The sequence below is a fragment of the Paenibacillus sp. Leaf72 genome (assembly GCF_001422685.1).
Taxonomy (GTDB): domain Bacteria; phylum Bacillota; class Bacilli; order Paenibacillales; family Paenibacillaceae; genus Pristimantibacillus.
The window spans coordinates 41,560-61,695 of the sequence record NZ_LMLV01000005.1 but is presented as its reverse complement, the minus strand read 5'-3'; the positions used below and the strand labels follow the sequence as shown (position 1 = coordinate 61,695).

Here is a 20,136-nt window from a genome sequence, read left to right as displayed (position 1 = left end):
AAGCATGGATTTTCTAACTTATATTTCTTGAGGTTCTCAGATAAAAACTAAATTAGTCCATGAACATAGTTGAACATATAGATATGTCTATGGCAGGTGCATCTAACCCTACAAATTTAAAATTTATTACACAAAAATCATACATGTAGGATACAAATGTAAACTGCTCATACGTTTTAAACTCAGTATCTCCAAATATTTTCACTACATCATCAATAAGTACCGATTCATCACAACATATTCCGATTCTATAAATTAAATCATCTATAATTTCAAGTTCCATATTATTAAATGAATAAATGGGATACCCCGTATCGTCTATTATTCTAATATCTTCAAATCTAGATTCATCAAATTTACTGCCTAGGGGAACCCCTTCGAACGCCCTATCTTTCAATACATCTTTAATTTTATATAAAAATTCATACTTTTTCTCCACTTTGTCCTCCGCTATCAATAAAATCTGAGTTCTACAATAATCATACCAATATCCACCAAAATAGTATATCCGTGAGTCGAAGAATGTAGAAAAAAAGAACCTCCTGTACAGGAAGTTCTCCACTTTGTTATTTGATTAAAAGCTCAGCACAATTATCCCGATATAATTTTATTATGTACTCCTCATGCATCGTCCAGGGGCAACGTCCCCGTCCATATCTTTTCACATCATATTCACATCAGGTTTATGGCAATCAAAACGACGCCGACTTCACATATTACTTAACTGATACTCTTTCATGTCTAGCTTCCCGATATAGGTAATATACGGTTTGTCATATCGAAAACTAAGTACGGGAACATCCGTTAGCTTACGGATGGTCGAGTCATGTAAATTCATAGCATATAGTTTTTGTTGCTCCTTGCGGTTTACGTATATTAATTCACTCTCCGTCAAAATAAACTCCCTCGTAATTAGATCGGTGATTGTTGTCATGGTGTCCGTCTTGGTATCATACTTAACGATTTGGGACTTCTCATCAACATAATAGATTGTCCGGCCGTCAAATGCGAGGCTTCTTAATACAGGAATTTGGAGAAGAACACGCATATCTCCTGTTAGTCGGTTAATTTGCCGAATTTCGGTTTGTCCATCAGTTTGCCCTATGAGGTAAAGACTAGATTCATCCAAAAAGAAGGCGCTCACGGTGAGGTAAAAACTTGCAACATATGCATTCCCTTTCACGAGCCCCAGCACAGTGCCCTTATCGGCACTTAGCTTCTTTTCGAAAATAATTTTTTCATTAAACCTCGTTGTATCCACTCCAATAACCGAAAACCGAGTAGCACCTTCTCTGAGACCTGATTTTTCATAATCAAATTTCATATAGTAGACATCCGTGCCATCCCCAAAAATGGCTCCCGCTATTCGAGTTAATGAGGTCAGAGGATCACGGACAAGTTTACGTTGTTCTCCGCTTGTTTGATCCTCAAATACAATTTGATTATTCCCAAGCTCAATTTCCTTTGGATCCATATAAAATCGATGCTTATTATTTTGAAAGGACTGCTTAGAAGCGTAGTTATAAGTAACACCTGCCATGGCACCATTAGAAGAACTACAGCCAACAAGCATGGAGACCACCATCCAAAGAATGAGTAACGTAGGCAGCAGTCTCTTCCCTCTATATTTTCGCTGTTTTACAATCCACACATTGGATCGCTTACGCAGGGTTACAAAGAGCATGACTACGCTAAGACTAACTGTAATGGCAAAAACAATGCTCCATGCTGTAAATGAAACCTCTCGGAAAATCATATCCATCTGATCATCCCACGAATTACGCTTAAATTCGTTCCCGCGAAAATAGCCAGTTGATACCATGAACCCAAGTGGCCCTGGCAAGAAATATTTGGTGGATTCCAGCTGCAGTCCATAGTAAGGTAGTAGCACTACTGCCGTGCATGAAAACAATGTAATCGCATATTTCTTAAAGCAAACCGAAGCAAATAGAATCAATATAGCAAAACATAGGCTTCCAAATAGTTTACCTGCCGTAATCCACAAAAAGGATTGAAGCAATGTAACATCTTTGATCGACGTGCCAAAGTAGGACAAGCTTTCTAAGGGATAATGACCATTATCTAAGCCATATTTGAAATCGTAGAAGCCATATCGTAAACCGGCACTCAGAAGACAGAGAAGACTAACCATCACGAGCACCTGGCTGATTTTACATAACGTATGAGTTCTTGATCCTTTTTTGACGGTAAGAAGGAGCGCATCCATCTTACTTTCAAACTCGTAACAAAACATCGGTGTAACTAGAAGCAAAACCAACAACACAAACAGGATATCAAGACTATCATTGGAGAGTAATCCATCCCAGCCATTGGTATAAAGAAAATAACGATTGTCTGGAATTTCACGCACATAGACGTACTGATTGTAAGCCAGTTGAAAGCCTTTTTCGTTCTTCAGAATACTCGCCAGTGAATCGGAATGGGTAAGGAACTCTTGTTCTTCCAACTCACCATCATAGAAATTATCACTTATTCTTTGTAAGGCAACCTTCGCATCCGAAATTTTGGCCGCTTCATTTGCAAAAAAATGCTCGGTTTCTACTGAGTAGGGACCCTGAACCTGATTTAGGTAGAACTGATATTGCGAACGATTCATCTCAACATCCGGGTTAGCAGGCTTATCCAAAATCACCATTGATGCAATACTCAAGATGAAATACAAACCGATAAATAAAAAACCCTTATGCTGGAAAAGCATTTTTTTCATTTCATACTTCCAGATGGACACGTTTCTCTCCCCCCTTCCTCAGAGCATTCTTCCTCACAACAATTAAAATGCCGCTAAGAAGCAGTACTCCCCAGGCAGTCGTTATCAATAAGGCAGCGATATAACTTGGAAGGGAAAAGCCCGCCATAGAAACAAACTCTATTTTTCGAAACAATTCTCGATTAACCAACAATACAAATGGGTTTATGACTTTGATCCAAATACGCCCCGAGCCCATATAAACTTCCTCCAAGTAAATACAAACAAACGAAACAGATAAACCGATAATAAATGGAATAAGTGCATTTCGGAACAAATTCGACATGAACAAAAATGCCAAGGCAAACACAAGCATTCCCGCTGTTTTGACAAGTGCTGATAGTATAGCGTATTGCCCCAAACTCACGTTTAGTGCAGCGTGGATAAAATCTTCAAGCATGTACAAAGGAGAAGAAGCTGCATCCCATGAGTCGAATATCGTAGAAAATGCAACAAAATCTATTAACCAAAACCACAAGGAAACACCAGACACAAATAAGGCAGAGGCTATAAGTTTTGCCCTAATTGACGCGCCTCCTCCTGCCTTAGTCGTAAGGAGCAAAATATCCATTTCTGTTTCCTTATCATACAGAAAAACACTCATTAATCCGTACAAGCAAATCAACAACACTAGTAAACCTGAAAAATCATACCCAACATAATATTGATACATTTCCGTGTAGGCAAAACTCGTGATTGAACGTCCTTGAAAAAGCTCCGCAATAGCTGCATTCTTACTACTCTCGTATGTGTTACCCAACGATTCATAAAACGCTATATTTTCATTTGCCGCGCTAACGACACCTTGGGCGTACGCTTTGTAATCGTATGCATACTTCATCGGTTGGACGTAGTTGAAACGAAAGAAGTTCCAATCCTCGTAGACATTGGACAAGTAGGTATCTGGAGTACGATACTCTGTACTGGTCGTCCGTTCGGCTACCTGTTGATCAAGCGGCCAATAAATATCCATAAGCTTCTCTATTTTCTCGTTCTTAATCGTTCCACCGAAATCAGCGTACTTCTCCCAATACAACTCTTTCCAGCCCGGGTTTGTAAACAATGAGCTTCCTTCGTACACGCTGTATATTTTGACGACATTCAGGACAGAAAAAAGCAGCACTGCTGCAATCATGGACCTCTTCAGAAAATGCTTACGCCATTCAAAGCCAATCAGCCTCACCATTGTTCGCCATCTCCGATATAGTACAGAAAAACATCCTCCAAATTGGCCTGTACGCTCACTGCATGAACATCGGGTTTCTCATCATCTATAACCCGCAGAAGGATATTATCCTGCTCCCGCAGCATATTGCTGATTCTAAGCCGCTGAATCTTCTCATCCAAAGTTTTGTCTGTTGCCGCTACATGCCATACTTTTCCCTTCAAACTTTCCACAAGCGCTTGAGGCGTATCCTGTTTGAGCAAATGTCCGTCTTTGAGCAAAATAACCTGGTTTGCGATAAACTCGATATCGGAAACAATGTGGGTAGCAAGCAAAACGATTCGATTCTCAGAGAACTTGGTAATGAGATTGCGGAAGCGAATTCGTTCCTGAGGATCAAGTCCCGCTGTCGGTTCATCCAAAATCAAAATATCTGGATCGCCCAACATCGCTTGCGCAATTCCGACTCTCTGGCGCATCCCTCCAGACAAAGCGCCAATTTTTGTACTCGCTGCGCTGCTTAAATTGACAATCTCCAGCAAGTCCTTCGCTCGTTTCTCCCCTTGATGCAGAGGAATCTCCTTCAATACGCACATATATTTCAAAAAGTCCATCACTTCAAAGTTTTTATAGAAGTGTGGGAACTGCGGCAAGTAACCAATATGGGATAAAAATTGGATACCTAATTTTCTTGCGTCCACATCATTGATAAGCACCTGCCCTTTATCACTTTTCAGAATGCCAACAAAAATATTAATTAGCGTTGTTTTCCCAGCGCCGTTGGTTCCCAATAGACCATAAACGCCATTTTCCAACTCTGCGGAAAAATTCTGTAGTGCATATTTACCTTTATATTGTTTCGAAATCTCTTTAAATGTTACTTTCACAGGCTGCTCACTCCTCTTAAAACTGGCCGATCACAACTTTTGTTTGAATTTCAGGGTTCTTTGCGCCTACCAATACGATATAAACCCGTCTCTCATCCAGTATTTTAACGATTGGATCTTGAGCCATATAACGCATATCTCCATCGCTTGAGATTCGTTGCTCATCTTCAAGCTTGCCTGTATTCGCATCATATATCCGAACTTTCCAATCGCTCTGATCTGCGAGCGTTGTCGCGAAATAGCTTCCCCTATCTGATCCCGAAACAAATCGACTTTCGCCTGCTTCGATCATGGAAAGAAACCTCGTTTTACCGCTAGGCATATTCATAACCAACAGCTTTCCCGAAGGAATAGTAAAATCTAGATCCTCAGCAAAAAATACAAACTCGTTGTAGTCGATTAACTCTCTGCATGTATAAGACTCAAATTTTTGGTTTGTCAATTTGCTACCATCCAAATGAACTGTGCCGCAAGTAGAAAAGGAAGGTTTGCCGTCGATAGGGGGAACATCAAAGCTTTGCGCCGTAAAGACCAAGTCCTTGTCCCCATTCGTAAATCCAATTTGTTCAAATGCAACAACACCTGAACGCTCCTTAAGATCAGTAAGCTCCGCTTGCTTTAAATCGATGAGCGTTGTTTGTTGACTCATATTGAAATCATACAGATATAGTCCGTTATTCGTAGCATAGGCTACTCGTTTACCATCTGCCGAGAACGCGATGGACTCAGGGGAAACAATCCGTTCATTCTCTTTTAATAGAGAACTGAAATTGAATTCTGATTGTTTAACTAGATCGGGTTCGTAAAAGATAGCGCTGTATGTAATGTCGCCGCCCGATGTTCCCCCACCGCCCCCGCTGCTATTGTTTCCGAAATCGGCAGCAACTCGAATAGCTTCATAGCCATCCTCTACCTTTCGTATTGATTGAATTCCTTCATCCGAAGTTTCCGCTGTAATGCGACCGGTATCTAAGTCATACAGATATAGCTTGTTCGCCGATATCAACACATGGTCTTCGTCAGCATAATGGACGTTCCTGATATGTCCCTGTATCCCTTCCAAGAGTAATTCCAATGGAGGAGATGATTCGGTGGGATTTATAGGGAGCGTCTCATGAAAAGACGGAGCAGCTTCAGCAGCAGCATTCACAGGTGTAGGATTCAATTCTGCCTGTGTGCATCCCACGATAAGCAAAGAGAAAATCATGGTCACAATCAAAAGCTTCATTCGCATCATACATGTTTCTCCCATCACCTATATAGTAGCAAAGAAGGGGTCTTCATTAATACAACGACATCATCAGGAAAATCATTTGCATTAATAGGAACAGAGACCACATAAAAAGTACTGAAATCCTCTAGTTTCTCTAGCTCTATATCGGCGTCAATAACCGCTATATTGCCCTTGGTCAACTCCGTTTCAAAGGATACACCATCCTCGGCTGCCAACGCTCGATGATTAATATAAAACGTGTTACGATATCTCATTCCGGGATGACCAAATAGATTGAAGGTCACATGGAGCGTTCCGCTTTTCTGTATCTGAAAGTGGTCTTGTCGCATTGCCCCATCTATATATAAACCGCCATACACATTTTTGTCCAATTTATCAATGTCTACGGTTTCCACAATACTATGCTTATCCAATAGCTCTTGTGTCATTGGCTCCGTTGACAGTTGAACATGATTTAAACCCCCTTGTTGTGCATAAGGAGCAAAATCAACAGATTCTGCATCTTTCTTGAAAATTAGCGGTCTGCCTGCCTCCAAAGTCGTTTGATAGCCTCCATAGGAGCTTGTTGTTTTCATGTCAGGTATAAAACTTGGATTATATAGGCTAGCGATACTGAGTTGCAAAGTATCCCCTTGTTTTCCTGTGACCGGAGTAAATACAAAAGCGAACGGCGTCTCTTTGTCATCATCCTTCAATTCAAGGAGATGCATATACTGATACGGAGAGTCACTCTCGTCCAATTTGTAGGGTTGAGCCTTTCCATCAACAAAAATAAAAAATCCAACATTTTTTGCTGTACCGGAAGCACGTACAGAGTATTCGATTTTCAATTCGCCGCCATTGTATTCCAGAGGAAGAACCCTTCCGTTTACATCAAGCTGACGATTAATGAAACCATGACCGATACTACCAAGAACGGTGGTTTGCGGTTTATTTTTCTCAAATGGATTTTGGGTTGCATCTACAGTATCATTAGGTTCCTCAATTTTGTTCAGGGAGCATCCCCCCGCGAAGATTGCAAGTGTCATCATGATTAGGAACGCCATGCGTTTGAATCCTAATAATTTTTTCACCGTGTTGTCATCCCCCTCTTGATTTCCGGCTCCATATCAAAATTAGTGCTTGACGATCTGTCAAGCACTAATCTCTGTTTTGTGCTCTATCTCCACGTCATAAACATTTCACCATGAAGCAGGCATTATTCACTTTTACGTATGTGTTACGGTGTAAGCAGCATAAGCGGAATACGTATTACCGCCCTGTATACCATGCGTCCCATAAAAAGCGTATGCGCCTGGATATAAGTCATCACCTCGACCAATCCCCCCAGTACCTCTGAGACCGTTCTATGAAAATGTGTGAAGTGTTGTTCCGCTAATATTCTGTTGTGAGCCGACAATGGTCGGATATGCATTATCAGGATTGTTAGCAACATTGGTATACCACATGGCATACGCATTTCCAGATACATACTCCAATGTACCGGTTAGTGATCCATAACCCGTTGCCGGAACGATAGACGTATTCGTACCTGCATACGCATTTACAGCAAACGCCAAGCATGCAACAGAAGCAATAATACCAACAATGGATTTTTTAGCTAATTTCATTGTGAATCCTCCTCGTATGAAATTTAGCATGTCAATAATAAACGCATTGACTAGAATGTCTCTTGCGCTCCTCTCGTGTCCTTTTGTGTTTTCATTATTGGCTGCTTACTATATAAACGCATCATTATGATAAAATCTGACATGAATTTATAAAATTTTACAACGATGAGATTATGTGAAATGAAAATCAAAGAGCAATTAGCAGTATTTTACGTCTAGTCTCTTAGTTAACTAAAAAAGCGCTTCAAGCCGATTTTTTTCGGGTTGTAGCGCTTTTTTCTTTTGGAACCATGCTCGTCTTTCTATTTCATTGATCGCGCAATCTTCAGTGCCTGTTCTTCACTTAGCTTCCCAAGAAGATCGTTTATGCTAACTTCTTTTATTGTTCTAGATGCTTCATTTAAATAATTGTTCCACCCCGTGCTATCAGTAGTAAGCTTCTTTTCAGTAATAAAGATAAATTATTAGGTACATGCTCTGGTGCACGAATTTTGTAATCTAATTTGTTACGAGCTGTTTCAAGGGTTGTTTCCTTTGCCTGAACGCTTTCTCCTGACAAAGTGGATGTAATTGAATGGTTATCATGCCCAGACTCGCTTCCTAAAGCATCAGGAGGGGGCAATGTCTCAGCACCTTCAGTATTCTTTGGACGGTTTTCTCCAAATAGGAGATTAACCAGTCCCTGTTTAGCGTCTTTCACCATTACAAATAAACTTTGCATAGAGGCATAGCTCTCCTTTGGGGAGGTGGCAAACGTTCCAAGAATAAGTGAGAAGCCTGCTATTGCAATTCCAATTTTAAAAACTCTTTTACGGTAGGATCGTTTTTGCTGCTGAATTATTCTGGTCTGCATCCGTCTCCATGCTGTTTCTCCATCTGGGATATCAATTGAAGAATGCATATCATTGATTGCGGATGCTAATAGATCATTTTTATTGTCTACTCGATTATTAGACTTCATGGTTCTCACCCCATTTTCCTTTGAACAGATTAGCTAATGACTTTTTGGCTCTTTCTAAACGTTTACCTAATGCATGTTCATTAATGTTTAACTCCTTAGCAATTTCTTTATAAGACATGTACTCTATATAACGCATGACTAAAATAATTCGTTGATTAAGTGTAAGTTCATTAAGAGCTTCAAGCAGTAGTTCGTTCTGTAGTGTTTTTTCAACTATTTCGCTTGTTGGATTCAACAACTCACTGTTCTCATAAATAATAACGGACTCAAGGTCAAAAACCAGATGGTACTTTTTATTTTTTCTAATAAAATCTATGGCGGTTCTGCGTGTAACTTGCATGAGCCATGCCTTTATGTTGGAATCCGCTTTTGTTTTAGGGCCAAACTCCATAGCCTTAATAAAGCCTTCCTGTATGACATCTTCCGTAAATGCGTGGTCGTGGAGCATAAGGTAAATGTATCGATATACAAATTCTCTATAGGTCATAAACAATTTACGTTGAGTTAATTCGTCTAGCTCACGAACATTACTGCGAAATAGCCCCAGTATGAGCTCATCCATTTTCGCTTCCTCCCTCTTAGGTCTAATTATTCCAGAAAGTCAGAAATAGCTACTCTACTGTACATCGAATATTTATAACAATCCTGACCCTTGTAAGGCGCAGGATTTCAAGAGTAAAAAAGGGACTTCGCCCCAGTTTGTCGAAAATTGTGGTAACGACACCAACAATATCGAACAAGCACGAATAGGGAGAAGTCATTCTTACATATTCTCCAAAAAATTCTATTTCCCTCTGAGGAGCTGGAAATGATTGAAATCCAAATGCTTTCTCACTATAACGTCAAACCATTTATAATATACTTCCTGCACACTTTTCGTAACTTCTCAAAAAGGGGAATCCCCTTCGCTGGCAAATAATGCGATTACCTTAATCATTTCATTTCCTCCCTTCAACGCAAAAAAGCCGACTGCGCTGAATTTCAGGGCAATCGACTTACAAAGGATATCTATATGAAAAGAGAGCTTTCCATCGGATAAACCAGGGGTTTTTCCAATGTCCATTCTAAGGGGGCACCTCAGTTCTACCATTCTTACTATAGTGTCGTTGTTGCCAGTCTAGTCTGGATATAAGCTTGAAGAGCTTGATCCCTACAGTAGATATAACAGCCCTTCATTCCTCTGGACATTAGGATTTTGTAGATGTTCTTGATGAGGGCATTGAGCCTGGCCGGATCGTTCTTCAAGCCCTTTTTCCCTGTAACATCTTTATAGTCCTTGAAATCAGAAAACAAAGTCCCTGTATCAGCATCATATCTTAAATCGTTTCCTATAATGACGCCGACATACTCAAACTCCAGCCCTTGCGTCGTATGAACGCAGCCTATCTGATCAATTCCATCAGGATGGATGGCCCATGATTCACGAATGGCATATCCGTTCCATGGCATTTTAAAGCCATGCTCCTCCAAAATAACATCTTCAATCTGTCCATTCGTATTCCCTAGTTTCGGACCTGTCCAGCTCCATGCATAACCGGCTAACAGACGTGCTTTATGACCGTTAGCTTGTTTATCTTTAATAAGCTCATACAAACGATGCGGTGAATCTACAATGCGAAAATCAAAAACCGCCTTATCCCACCCGTTAAAATTCCCCGTCTGTCTAATGTCTAGAACATCATCAACCCAGTTTAAATAACCCTCTGCTCCAGCGCATCGGAATTGAGCATGCAAAGAATACTCATGGTATTCTGCTCCTAGCTCCTTGCTAATTCTCTTGATTTCATCAACCGTACCGATATCATCTGGCCTAATTCTTTGCATATCGTCAATGAAAAATACGCTAGTTTTTGTACTTTTAATAATGTCTTCTATCTGATTCACACCTTTATACATATAGGCGCCTTTGCCCTTCAGACGATGTGCTTCATCTACGATCAAAACGTCAAACGCATCAACATCCGCCCCAACAAAGCTGCCCGATCCTAGAAATAAGCTCTTCGTTCTCGTCTTCGATCTGGAGCTTTGCTTCGTCAACATTTCCACCATGACATTTCGAAAAGAGGAATTAGGCGCCACAAATTTCACATTCAAGCTGTTGCGCAGCAAGCCTCCAAGCGAGTTCATAGAAATAACGGATTTCCCCGTGCCTGGTCCGCCTTTTATGACGATCGTCCTCTTTTTGTCTTGTTTCTTTGCAAGGGTTACGATGGTCTCGTAAGCAACCTTCTGCTCATCAAGCAGCACAAAATCTGAATTGCCATCAAATAAAGCGCTTATATGGTCAATCAACGCTTTGGAAGGTGTTATTTTCCCATTTTCAATATTATAAAGGAGCTCCATTCCTTTGCCTTTGCCGACATATTTAAAAATAAACTCTTGCAGCTTCTTCGTTTCATGAGACAAAAATAAAGGAGCCTCCGCAATCATTTTCTCGTACTGTTTGGATTTGAGGGGTTCAGGATTTTTTTCTTGGTAATTATGCAAGAAAGCAACAGAATGTGCGTTCACATCCTGACTATGTACGGCTGCATTCATATCAACGATATACTGTCTATAAGACCATGCTTGGTAGGATGGATGCGTGGTTTCTCTCACCCCACCATTTAATGATGTCTTGACGATATCTTCTTTCTCTGTCGACCACGCTTCTTCCCATTGCTTAAGCTCAACAATAATGAAGTTTTGATTCTGCTTATCATCCTGTCCTGCAATGAGGAAGTCGATCCGTTTACTTGTAGCCGGAATATTGTATTCAATTAACACCCCACAGTCGTCAGCAACCTTCGAATTCCGAATGATCCGTTCCATGAACTGCATGGAATTATTCCAAGAACGCCGTTCCGAAATCGCAGGCTTCCTCCCTAGCTTTTCAACAAACGCAGCCTCGATCCTATTAGTAATTTTATTGTCATCCACTGCCTCTTTAAAGTCAGCAACAGAGCTACTGTATATAATCATTAGGCACCTTCTTATGTAGTAATGCTAGCATCCTGCCTTAAATCAAAAACTAAACGAATCTTGCGTAGGAATTTTTCTTTCCAAATTCTTTTGCTGGTATAATTCGACAAAATGAGGCAAGACTCCTTTTTATGCGACAGGTTCTTGAGGATGGACATCTATTGAAATGTAGCATTTGCAGTATTTTCTTACCCAACCATGAAAAAAGCTGAAAGGAAGTCAGTTAATAGACTGACTTCCTTTCAGCAGAATTCCCTTTTTAGAGAGTCTGTAAAATATTCTGTGTAAACTCTCAAACCCTATTACAATAGAAGAAAGGCTGGTTTGAGAGGATGGCACCGATGGCGAGATTCAATAAGGAACAAGTGAAGGCATTTNTTCTGTGTAAACTCTCAAACCCTATTACAATAGAAGAAAGGCTGGTTTGAGAGGATGGCACCGATGGCGAGATTCAATAAGGAACAAGTGAAGGCATTTGTGAAGGAAAACAACCTCAAAACGATGGAAGATGTGCAGTCGGCATTGAAGGAGCTATTTGCAGAGACGYTGCAATCCATGCTAGAGGCTGAGCTCGACACGGAGCTGGGCTATGAGAAGCATGATGTGAAAAGCAAARCGACACGCAATAGCCGAAACGGGAAAACGAAAAAGACAGTAACAAGTGAATACGGCGAGGTGGAGATTGCCGTCCCTCGCGATCGTCATGGCGAGTTTGAGCCCGTGATTGTGAAGAAGCATCAGTCCACCGTGACCGGTATTGAGGACCAAATCATCGCGATGTACGCGAAAGGTGTCAGTACGAGGGATATCCAAGACCATCTCCATCATCTATACGGGATAGACGTCTCTCCCACGATGATTTCAAACGTGACGAACAAAATCGTCCCCCTCATTAAAGAATGGCAGAATCGGCCGTTGCAAGGCATCTACGCAGTCGTATTTATGGATGCAATTCATTACAAAGTGAAACAAGACGGCGCCATTGTGAATAAGGCAGCCTACATGGTCATTGGCATCGATTTAGATGAAAACAAGGACGTATTAGGCATGTGGATTGGGGAGCACGAGTCCGCTAAATTTTGGCTCAGTGTATTAAACGAGCTTAAAAACCGTGGTGTACAGGACATTCTGATCACCTGTGTGGATAACCTCACGGGCTTCTCTCATATGGAGCGTGACCGGGAACGGACTATTNCGGAGTAATGATTTTGTTGAGACATGGTTCAAGTTCCTGGCATGTGGATTGGGGAGCACGAGTCCGCTAAATTTTGGCTCAGTGTATTAAACGAGCTTAAAAACCGTGGTGTACAGGACATTCTGATCACCTGTGTGGATAACCTCACGGGCTTCTCTCAGGCGATCTCCGCCTGCTATCCGAATGCCGAGATTCAGAAATGCATCATTCACCAAATCCGTAACTCCATCCGTTACGTCTCGTACAAGGATCTAAAAAAGGTAACGGCTGACTTAAAGCCGATCTACAAAGCGGTCACTGAAGAAGCAGCCTTACTCGAATTAGATCGCTTTGAAGAACAATGGGGAAGCAAATACCAGCTCATGGTGCGCTCTTGGCGTACCAACTGGGATGAACTCGCCACCTATTTTAAATATCCACCTGAGATTCGTAAACTCATTTATACGACCAATATGATTGAGAGCTACCACCGTCAGCTTCGGAAAGTGACAAAGGGAAAAAGCATTTTCCCCACCGACGAGTCATGATCAGCCCGACTATGAGCGTAGATAGCACNACCTGAGATTCGTAAACTCATTTATACGACCAATATGATTGAGAGCTACCACCGTCAGCTTCGGAAAGTGACAAAGGGAAAAAGCATTTTCCCCACCGATGAGTCCCTCCTCAAAATGCTTTATTTGGCTACGATGGACGTTACCCGAAAGTGGACAGGACGTGTGCAGAATTGGGGACAAATGCTCCTCCAGCTCTCCGTCTTTTTCCCTGAACGGATCGGTCAGCACCTCCGTTAATTTTTGCTTCAAGAGCGTTGTAGAGTAGAAGAGCGCCTTTCCTTATAGGATTGTACGCTCCCCCCTCGCAGAACCGTGCTTGCGCTATTTACGCACACGGCTCCTCATCAGAAGATTCACACGAGAACCCTACTGTTAAACACGCTCGAATATATTTTCGGTCTCGGTAATGGTTTTGCTTTCATTAGCAATAGAAACTTGTCCCAAGTATAGCTATTTCGTTGACTTCTCCGATTCATCCATTTAAATAGCAGCTTCATTGTGCTGTACCAATAACTCGACAGCATGGGGCCATTGTCGGTGATACCGNATCCCGCTCCAATGACGACACAGGTCAACGTTTCCATTACAACCACTCAAGTATAGCTATTTCGTTGACTTCTCCGATTCATCCATTTAAATAGCAGCTTCATTGTGCTGTACCAATAACTCGACAGCATGGGGCCATTGTCGGTGATACCGTAGTATCTGTAGTGCCCCGTGAGTTTGGCTTTAAGCTGTTCGAGTAGCGATTGAACAGGAAGGGTCCGGTTTGTCTTTATCCATGCCTTCATTCGTTGAACAGCTGAATGGAATTTCTTCCTGCTCGTTCTTCTCTTCACTCTAAACTTCCCATTCCTGCTTTTTCCACAGTAGTGAGTAAAGCCCAGGAAGTCGAACGTTTCCGGCTTGCCTGTTCTACTGTTCTTCCTGTTTTGTTCAGCGAATTGACCAAACTCTATGATTTTGCTTTTATCTGGAGCGATCTGCAAGTTGAACTTTTCCAGCCTCTCCTGCAATTGTAGATAGAAGTTTCTAGCCTCGCCTTCGGATTGGAAACAGCATACAAAATCATCCGCATATCGAGCCATATGCGACTGGCCTCTATACTGCTTCTTCATTTGCTTTTATCTGGAGCGATCTGCAAGTTGAACTTTTCCAGCCTCTCCTGCAATTGTAGATAGAAGTTTCTAGCCTCGCCTTCGGATTGGAAACAGCATACAAAATCATCCGCATATCGAACCATATGCGACTGGCCTCTATACTGCTTCTTCATTCGTTTTTCAAACCATAGATCGAGTACATAATGCAAGTAGACATTCGCCAGTACCGGAGAAATAATTCCGMCCTGCGGCGTGCCTTGTTCGGTTTGCCGACGAGTTCCCTCTTCCATTATTCCCGCCTTAAGCATGCGCTCAATCAGTTGCAACAGTTTGCGATCCTTGATTCGAACCTTCAGGCATTTCATCATCCATTTATGGTCTACGTGATCGAAGAACCCNCTTAAGCATGCGCTCAATCAGTTGCAACAGTTTGCGATCCTTGATTCGAACCTTCAGGCATTTCATCATCCATTTATGGTCTACGTGATCGAAGAACCCTGCTACATCTGCATCCACAATCCAGTTCGTTTTCTTGGTCATGATGGTCGTATTTAGCTGCCTAAGTGCATCATGACAGCCACGTCCGGGGCGAAATCCGAATGAAGATTCCAAAAAGTCCTGTTCGTATATCGCGGACAGGATTTTACTTATGGCTAGCTGCACCATCTTATCTTCGTATGCTGGAATGCCTAGCGGCCTCATCTTATGGCTTCCGGGCTTCAGAATATACACACGTCTGACCGGTTGCGGTTTGTACGCCATCCTACGCAGGGAGTGATGGAGATTCTTTATATTCACGCTTAGATTCTCCTCGTACTTCGCTTTCGTTACCTCGTCCACTCCGACGGCCTTGTTCCCGTTTAACTCCCGGTGACACATAAATAACGCTTCTTCGTCCAGCAGATGGATCAGACTTGTGAATATCTCTTTGGGCTCTTCTTTGGCTAATTGTGCTATCTTAACAAGTTTCGTTTCCAATTCGTTTCCACCTCTGCGTGTGGCAATTGTGTCCTTCGTCAAGACCTTCTGATGTGGCTGCCTTTTCTCCACTGCCATTACGTAGCTTCTTTGATACTACTCAGCCATCCGACTCCCTATCTCTCATTTGCTTTCCTTGCTTGATTTTCGCTTGTACGGCATACCCACTGATTTGAGGAAGAGATAGGGTCTCCCGGGTTGCCGCTCATTCTCGATCTGTAACGTGCCAAGCTCTAAGACCCCGGAGCGCCCGTTCAAGCTCACCTTATCGCTTGAACGGATTCTGCCTTCTGCATGTGTAACTACATCGGCCTGTCTCCACGTATTTTCGGGGCTCAATCACTTCAGCTTGCGCTTTCGGCCCGTTATATTGCCGTTNGATTCTGCCTTCTGCATGTGTAACTACATCGGCCTGTCTCCACGTATTTTCGGGGCTCAATCACTTCAGCTTGCGCTTTCGGCCCGTTATATTGCCGTTCTACGCTTAAAACCAACCGTTACCGCTTAGCCTCCAAGAACTAGCTACAGGACTGCTGGTTAGGCTTTATCCTGATGGGACTCCCACCCACTAGAATGAACGACCTTGCCCGGCCGCACTACACAAANTTAGCCTCCAAGAACTAGCTACAGGACTGCTGGTTAGGCTTTATCCTGATGGGACTCCCACCCACTAGAATGAACGACCTTGCCCGGCCGCACTACACAAACTATTTTACAGACTCGTTATCTGCTGTTAGTTGGCGTAACGACATCTGAAATGTTGCTCGCTGAAGAGCGCCGTACAACGAATCGACGCCTGCCTAAAAATTCGCACTTGGGTCCTTCACTATCAAAACCTCTGCAGATTACTTAACAGTAATTTTTCTAGAGTGCCTTTTATTAAACTTGACTGTCCGTTAGCTTAATGAGGCTGAGGTAGTCTGATACTTTATTTTATTTGGATAGCATTTCGTTCTATATAAAGAAAATCCCGATGATTTAATATTAATCGAGACTGCTTCAGCAATTACATATTTTTATCACTTGGTCAACATTTATAGTATTGGTTTCACATACTTTTAACAAGTTCCACACAATTATTTCATTTCGATAGATAAAAAAACTGAGGCTGCCCCCACCGTACACACTTTTCAAAGCATGCTAAAAAGACCCTGATATGTTTATCAAGATCCCGTATTTCTAATAACACAACCTATTATCCCAATTTATAATAATATTCTGGATCAAGCAGCATATAATCCTCTAAAGCAAGGATTTTTAAGTGAATTGTATTTCCCAATTATTAATCTATTCCTTTTTCCCACATCTTTCAGGTTCCCACTTGTATCCCCTGTAAGACCCTTCATTTCGATGACCTGAAAAGGATGAATGCCTTTATCAACCTTCAGGAAATCTAAATCATAAACCGCATAGTTGGATCTGCCCTTCTTCATGATTATTACATGAATGCGCTCATCCACCAGCTGGAGCATGTCTTGATCACCTGTAAGAACATAGACATGTCCAAGATCACTAAAACGTTTCGATACCGTCCCGATGCAATCATCTGCTTCGTAGCCCTCCAGTCCAATGTTTGGTATTTGAAGAGCAGCAACAACATCCTTTACCAAAGAGAACTGTGGAATTAAATCTTCAGGTGCGCTTGGCCTGTTTGCTTTATAATTTGAATACAAGTCAGATCGAAAAGTTTTACTTCCCATATCCCAACAGCATACGACATGCGTCGGCTGAAATTGATTTACTGCATCAAAGAAATACTGAAAAAAACCAAAGATGGCATTTGTGGGAGTTCCATCTTCCAAACGCCTAGCGCTATACGATTGAGCAAAATAAGCTCTAAAAAGAAGAGCCATTCCGTCAACAATTAGAACTTTATTTTCGTTCATTTACATGCTCATCCTTTATGTCTATTATCAACTTTAATCACTAATTCTCAGTTCTCCATGCCTACTTTCTAGGCTTTCTCTTCTACGTTGTTGAACGTTGATGCACACGCGCTTCACCGCGAATGAAACGGCCAATGCGCTCCGCTGCCTCAAGCAGCCGTGCCTCATCCACCACAAGCGCCAGACGCACATAACCTTCGCCCTCGCTGCCGAATGCTTCGCCTGGAATGACCGCCACACCCGTCTGTTCCAGCAGTTCACGGGCAATCAGACGCGAGGTCCAAGGCCCATCCGGATGCGTCCACTCCATAGCCGGCAGCGCTGCCCAAATAAACATCGTCGCTTTAGGCTTCTCCACCTGCCAGCCTCCTGCACGAAGCGCTTCGATGAAAACATCGCGGCGGCGCTCATACAGCTGTCCTACTTTAGGAGGAGCCGCCTTGGACATCGCTTCTTTAAGCGCCGCAACGCCTGCTTCCTGCACAGCAGCAAAGATGCCATAATCAATATTATCCTTCAGCTCGCGCAGTGCGCCAACCGCTTCCCGGTTGCCTGTCACAAAGCCGATGCGGCAGCCTGCCATATTAAAGCTCTTTGATAAAGAGTGAATTTCAATCGCGCGCTCCATCGCCCCATCGACAGCAAGAATGCTAGGCGGCTCAAAGCCGTCAAACGCCATTTCAGAATAGGCGGCATCGTTTATTACGAGCACATCGTATTTGCGAGCTTTGTCCAGCACCTTGTCAAACAGCGCCATATCGGCTACAGCAGATACCGGATTCCCTGGATAATTGAGCAAAATAAACCTAGCACGGCGCCATTCCTCTTCCGTAATAGCCTTCACATCCGGCAAAAATCCACCCGCTGCCGTGAGCGGATAAAAAATCGGCTTTACGCCGGCAATCGCAAGCGACCCTGCATATATCGGATAGCCCGGGTTCGGCAGCAGCACCTCATCGCCCGAGTTGCAGACCGCCATCGCCAAATGAGCCAGCCCATCCTGCGAGCCCATTAAAGAAAGCATTTCCGACTCAGCATCTACTTGCACGCCAAAGCGAAACGCCATCCATTCTGCTGCTGTGCTGCGAAAAGCGTCGCTTCCCCGCGTGCCCATATAGCCATACTGATTCGGGCGAAGCGCAGCGTCGCCAAGTGCCTGCATAACAGCATCTGAAGGCGGCTTGTCCGGACTGCCGATATCTAAATCAATGACATCCATGCCTGAAGCTCTAGCCTGCTTCTTCCACTGAATGACCTCGGCAAAAATAGAAGAGCCCAGCTCGTCCAGCCGATTAGAACGCCACTTGCCTGTTGTCATCCTACGCTCACCCATTCCATTCCTGAACATATTGCTCTTCTTTAAAACCAACTGTCGCTTTCGTGCCATCCGTCGCAATCGGACGTTTGATCAGCATGCCGTTCGAAGCCAGCAAGGCAAGCTGCTCGTCCTCGTTCATGGAGCCAAGCTTGTCCTTGAGTCCAAGCTCGCGATATACGTCGCCGGAGGTATTAAAAAACTTCTTCAGCTCCAATCCGCTGAGCTTGACCAGCTCTTTAAGCTGCTCCGCTGTCGGCGTCTCCTCCACAATATGCTTCAGCTCCAGCTTATGGCCTTTCGCCTGCAGCGATTTCACCGCATTGCGGCATGTTCCGCATTTGGGATATTGATAGACGGTAATCGTCCCCGCTTGCCATGTATTTGCACTCATTCACGTTCTCCTCCATTGCTTAAACCAATCATATAATAGAGTAACTTAGCCGCATCCTGTTTCACTTATTTGTTTATTTATTTGTTTATCTATTTGTTTCTTTCTTTATTTATTTATTAAGTTGCTCCAGGCTCGCTTTCTTGCTTTTGCTCCAGCAATTGCTTCAACAGCTTGAGCTGCTCTGGCAGTTCAGCGCGCCACTCCATCCATTGCCCCGTCATCGGGTGCGTCAGGCCCAGCATCTCCGCATGCAGAGCTTGCCTGCCGGCTGCCTGCTCCCACGCTGCGCAAAGCTCGCCTGCTTCTGGCGGCAGCCCATACATCGCATCGCCGATCAACGGGCAGCCGATATATTTCATATGCACGCGAATTTGATGCGTGCGTCCCGTCTCCAGCCGCAGCCGTACGAGCGAAGCAGCGCCATCTCCGTACTCCGCCGCAATCTCATAATGAGTGACCGAGAGATAGCCATCCGGCGTCACAATACGGACATGCGGCGAATCTGGATCACGGTCAATCGGCTCATTAATCGTACCTGCCCGCTCGGGCGGAACACCATATACGAAAGCCGCATAACGCTTCGTAATCGCATCTGCTTGGAGCTGGTCGGATAATTGCTGGTGAATATACGGACTCTTCGCAACGACAACAAGTCCAGAGGTATCCTCATCCAAGCGATTTACCGGACGGAAACGCACCTTCTCGCCCCGTTCCCGCCAATGGTACACCACGCCATTGGCCAGCGTTCCCGTGTAATGCCCATGTGTTGGATGTACGACAATACCCGGCGGCTTATTGAGAATGAGCAAATGCTCATCCTCAAACACAATTTGGAGCGGGATCGGCTCCGGCAAAATATCTTCCGACGTCTCTTTCTCCATCCGAATGCGGATGATATCCCCTTCAACAACCGTCGCGGTCGTGTAAACACGCTGCTCATTGACCGTAATTCCATGCTCAGTCAGCTTAACCCGCGACAGAAGGCTGCGCGATACGCCAAGCCTTCGCTCCACCAGGGCGCGCACGGACATCCCCGCATCCTCCGCCCGCACGACGACCATCAGCGGCTTATAATAATTAGCATCTATATCCATTATTCCATCGGTATTCATCAAATCGCCCGCAT

The 20,136-nt window shown here is 43.4% G+C and carries 18 protein-coding genes and 3 pseudogenes; 3 read left to right on the top strand and 18 right to left on the bottom strand.

The features are described 5' to 3' along the window. Positions 1-52: 52 nt before the first annotated feature. The 11 genes from ASF12_RS11860 to ASF12_RS11815 all read right to left on the bottom strand — a co-directional run bounded on the left by ASF12_RS11860 (position 53) and on the right by ASF12_RS11815 (position 11,585). Positions 53-439: a hypothetical protein gene (locus ASF12_RS11860; RefSeq protein WP_056034461.1), complete on the bottom strand. Its 387-nt coding sequence runs from the start codon at positions 437-439 to the stop codon at positions 53-55. Positions 440-709: 270 nt separating this feature from the next. Continuing rightward, positions 710-2,749 carry a DUF5050 domain-containing protein gene (locus tag ASF12_RS11855; protein WP_056034458.1) on the bottom strand — a complete coding sequence of 680 codons (2,040 nt, stop codon included), beginning with the start codon at positions 2,747-2,749 and terminating at the stop codon, positions 710-712. Then, entirely contained in the window at positions 2,730-3,953 is a 1,224-nt protein-coding gene (locus ASF12_RS11850; protein WP_056034455.1) for an ABC transporter permease, read from the bottom strand. The genes ASF12_RS11855 and ASF12_RS11850 overlap by 20 nt, the downstream gene beginning before the upstream one ends. Further along, the gene (locus ASF12_RS11845) at positions 3,947-4,819 is read right to left on the bottom strand and encodes an ABC transporter ATP-binding protein (RefSeq protein WP_056034453.1); all 873 of its coding nucleotides are present in this window, start codon (positions 4,817-4,819) and stop codon (positions 3,947-3,949) included. Before ASF12_RS11845 ends, ASF12_RS11850 begins: the two co-directional genes overlap by 7 nt. 16 nt (positions 4,820-4,835) lie before the next feature. Then, the gene (locus tag ASF12_RS11840; RefSeq protein WP_056034450.1) at positions 4,836-6,056 is read right to left on the bottom strand and encodes a hypothetical protein; all 1,221 of its coding nucleotides are present in this window, start codon (positions 6,054-6,056) and stop codon (positions 4,836-4,838) included. A gap of 14 nt (positions 6,057-6,070) precedes the next feature. Further along, positions 6,071-7,126, bottom strand: a complete 1,056-nt coding sequence (locus tag ASF12_RS11835; RefSeq protein ID WP_056034447.1) for a hypothetical protein — start codon at positions 7,124-7,126, stop codon at positions 6,071-6,073. A 273-nt stretch (positions 7,127-7,399) separates the two neighbouring features. Beyond that, positions 7,400-7,663 (bottom strand): hypothetical protein, encoded by a 264-nt coding sequence (locus ASF12_RS11830; RefSeq protein WP_056034443.1) that lies wholly within the window; start codon positions 7,661-7,663, stop codon positions 7,400-7,402. A 400-nt stretch (positions 7,664-8,063) separates the two neighbouring features. Beyond that, positions 8,064-8,624 carry a hypothetical protein gene (locus ASF12_RS11825; RefSeq protein ID WP_056034439.1) on the bottom strand — a complete coding sequence of 187 codons (561 nt, stop codon included), beginning with the start codon at positions 8,622-8,624 and terminating at the stop codon, positions 8,064-8,066. Then, positions 8,614-9,186 (bottom strand): RNA polymerase sigma factor, encoded by a 573-nt coding sequence (locus tag ASF12_RS11820; protein WP_056034437.1) that lies wholly within the window; start codon positions 9,184-9,186, stop codon positions 8,614-8,616. The genes ASF12_RS11825 and ASF12_RS11820 overlap by 11 nt, the downstream gene beginning before the upstream one ends. Before the next feature lie 324 nt (positions 9,187-9,510). After that, positions 9,511-9,687 (bottom strand): hypothetical protein, encoded by a 177-nt coding sequence (locus tag ASF12_RS34445; protein WP_155973107.1) that lies wholly within the window; start codon positions 9,685-9,687, stop codon positions 9,511-9,513. A 32-nt stretch (positions 9,688-9,719) separates the two neighbouring features. After that, entirely contained in the window at positions 9,720-11,585 is a 1,866-nt protein-coding gene (locus tag ASF12_RS11815; protein ID WP_056034434.1) for a DUF2075 domain-containing protein, read from the bottom strand. 441 nt (positions 11,586-12,026) lie between these two features. Here ASF12_RS11815 and ASF12_RS11810 point away from each other — a divergent pair. The 3 pseudogenes from ASF12_RS11810 to ASF12_RS36560 all read left to right on the top strand — a co-directional run. Continuing rightward, positions 12,027-12,779 (top strand): annotated as a pseudogene (locus ASF12_RS11810) (IS256 family transposase); the annotation flags it as partial. Positions 12,780-12,812: 33 nt separating this feature from the next. Then, positions 12,813-13,335: pseudogene (locus ASF12_RS11805) on the top strand (IS256 family transposase); the annotation flags it as partial. Positions 13,336-13,433: 98 nt separating this feature from the next. Continuing rightward, positions 13,434-13,574: pseudogene (locus ASF12_RS36560) on the top strand (IS256 family transposase); the annotation flags it as partial. A gap of 356 nt (positions 13,575-13,930) precedes the next feature. Here ASF12_RS36560 and ASF12_RS11800 read toward each other — a convergent pair. The 7 genes from ASF12_RS11800 to ASF12_RS11770 all read right to left on the bottom strand — a co-directional run bounded on the left by ASF12_RS11800 (position 13,931) and on the right by ASF12_RS11770 (position 20,122). Then, positions 13,931-14,455, bottom strand: coding sequence for a reverse transcriptase domain-containing protein (locus ASF12_RS11800; protein ID WP_081418770.1), 525 nt, complete (start codon positions 14,453-14,455; stop codon positions 13,931-13,933). After that, entirely contained in the window at positions 14,452-14,802 is a 351-nt protein-coding gene (locus ASF12_RS34440; protein ID WP_268795426.1) for a reverse transcriptase domain-containing protein, read from the bottom strand. Before ASF12_RS34440 ends, ASF12_RS11800 begins: the two co-directional genes overlap by 4 nt. A gap of 34 nt (positions 14,803-14,836) precedes the next feature. Continuing rightward, the coding region (locus ASF12_RS36155) for a reverse transcriptase domain-containing protein (RefSeq protein ID WP_155973119.1) at positions 14,837-15,415 on the bottom strand (579 nt) is incomplete at its 3' end. Positions 15,416-16,638: 1,223 nt separating this feature from the next. Then, a complete protein-coding gene (locus tag ASF12_RS11785) occupies positions 16,639-17,301 on the bottom strand; it encodes a 5'-3' exonuclease (protein ID WP_081418769.1) in 663 nt (220 codons plus the stop codon). Between the two features lie 82 nt (positions 17,302-17,383). Further along, positions 17,384-18,619 (bottom strand): aminotransferase class I/II-fold pyridoxal phosphate-dependent enzyme, encoded by a 1,236-nt coding sequence (locus ASF12_RS11780; protein ID WP_056034426.1) that lies wholly within the window; start codon positions 18,617-18,619, stop codon positions 17,384-17,386. 7 nt (positions 18,620-18,626) lie between these two features. Then, a complete protein-coding gene (locus ASF12_RS11775; RefSeq protein ID WP_056034422.1) occupies positions 18,627-19,010 on the bottom strand; it encodes an arsenate reductase family protein in 384 nt (127 codons plus the stop codon). 116 nt (positions 19,011-19,126) lie between these two features. Beyond that, positions 19,127-20,122, bottom strand: a complete 996-nt coding sequence (locus ASF12_RS11770; RefSeq protein WP_235533140.1) for an RluA family pseudouridine synthase — start codon at positions 20,120-20,122, stop codon at positions 19,127-19,129. Between the last annotated feature and the right edge of the window lie 14 nt (positions 20,123-20,136).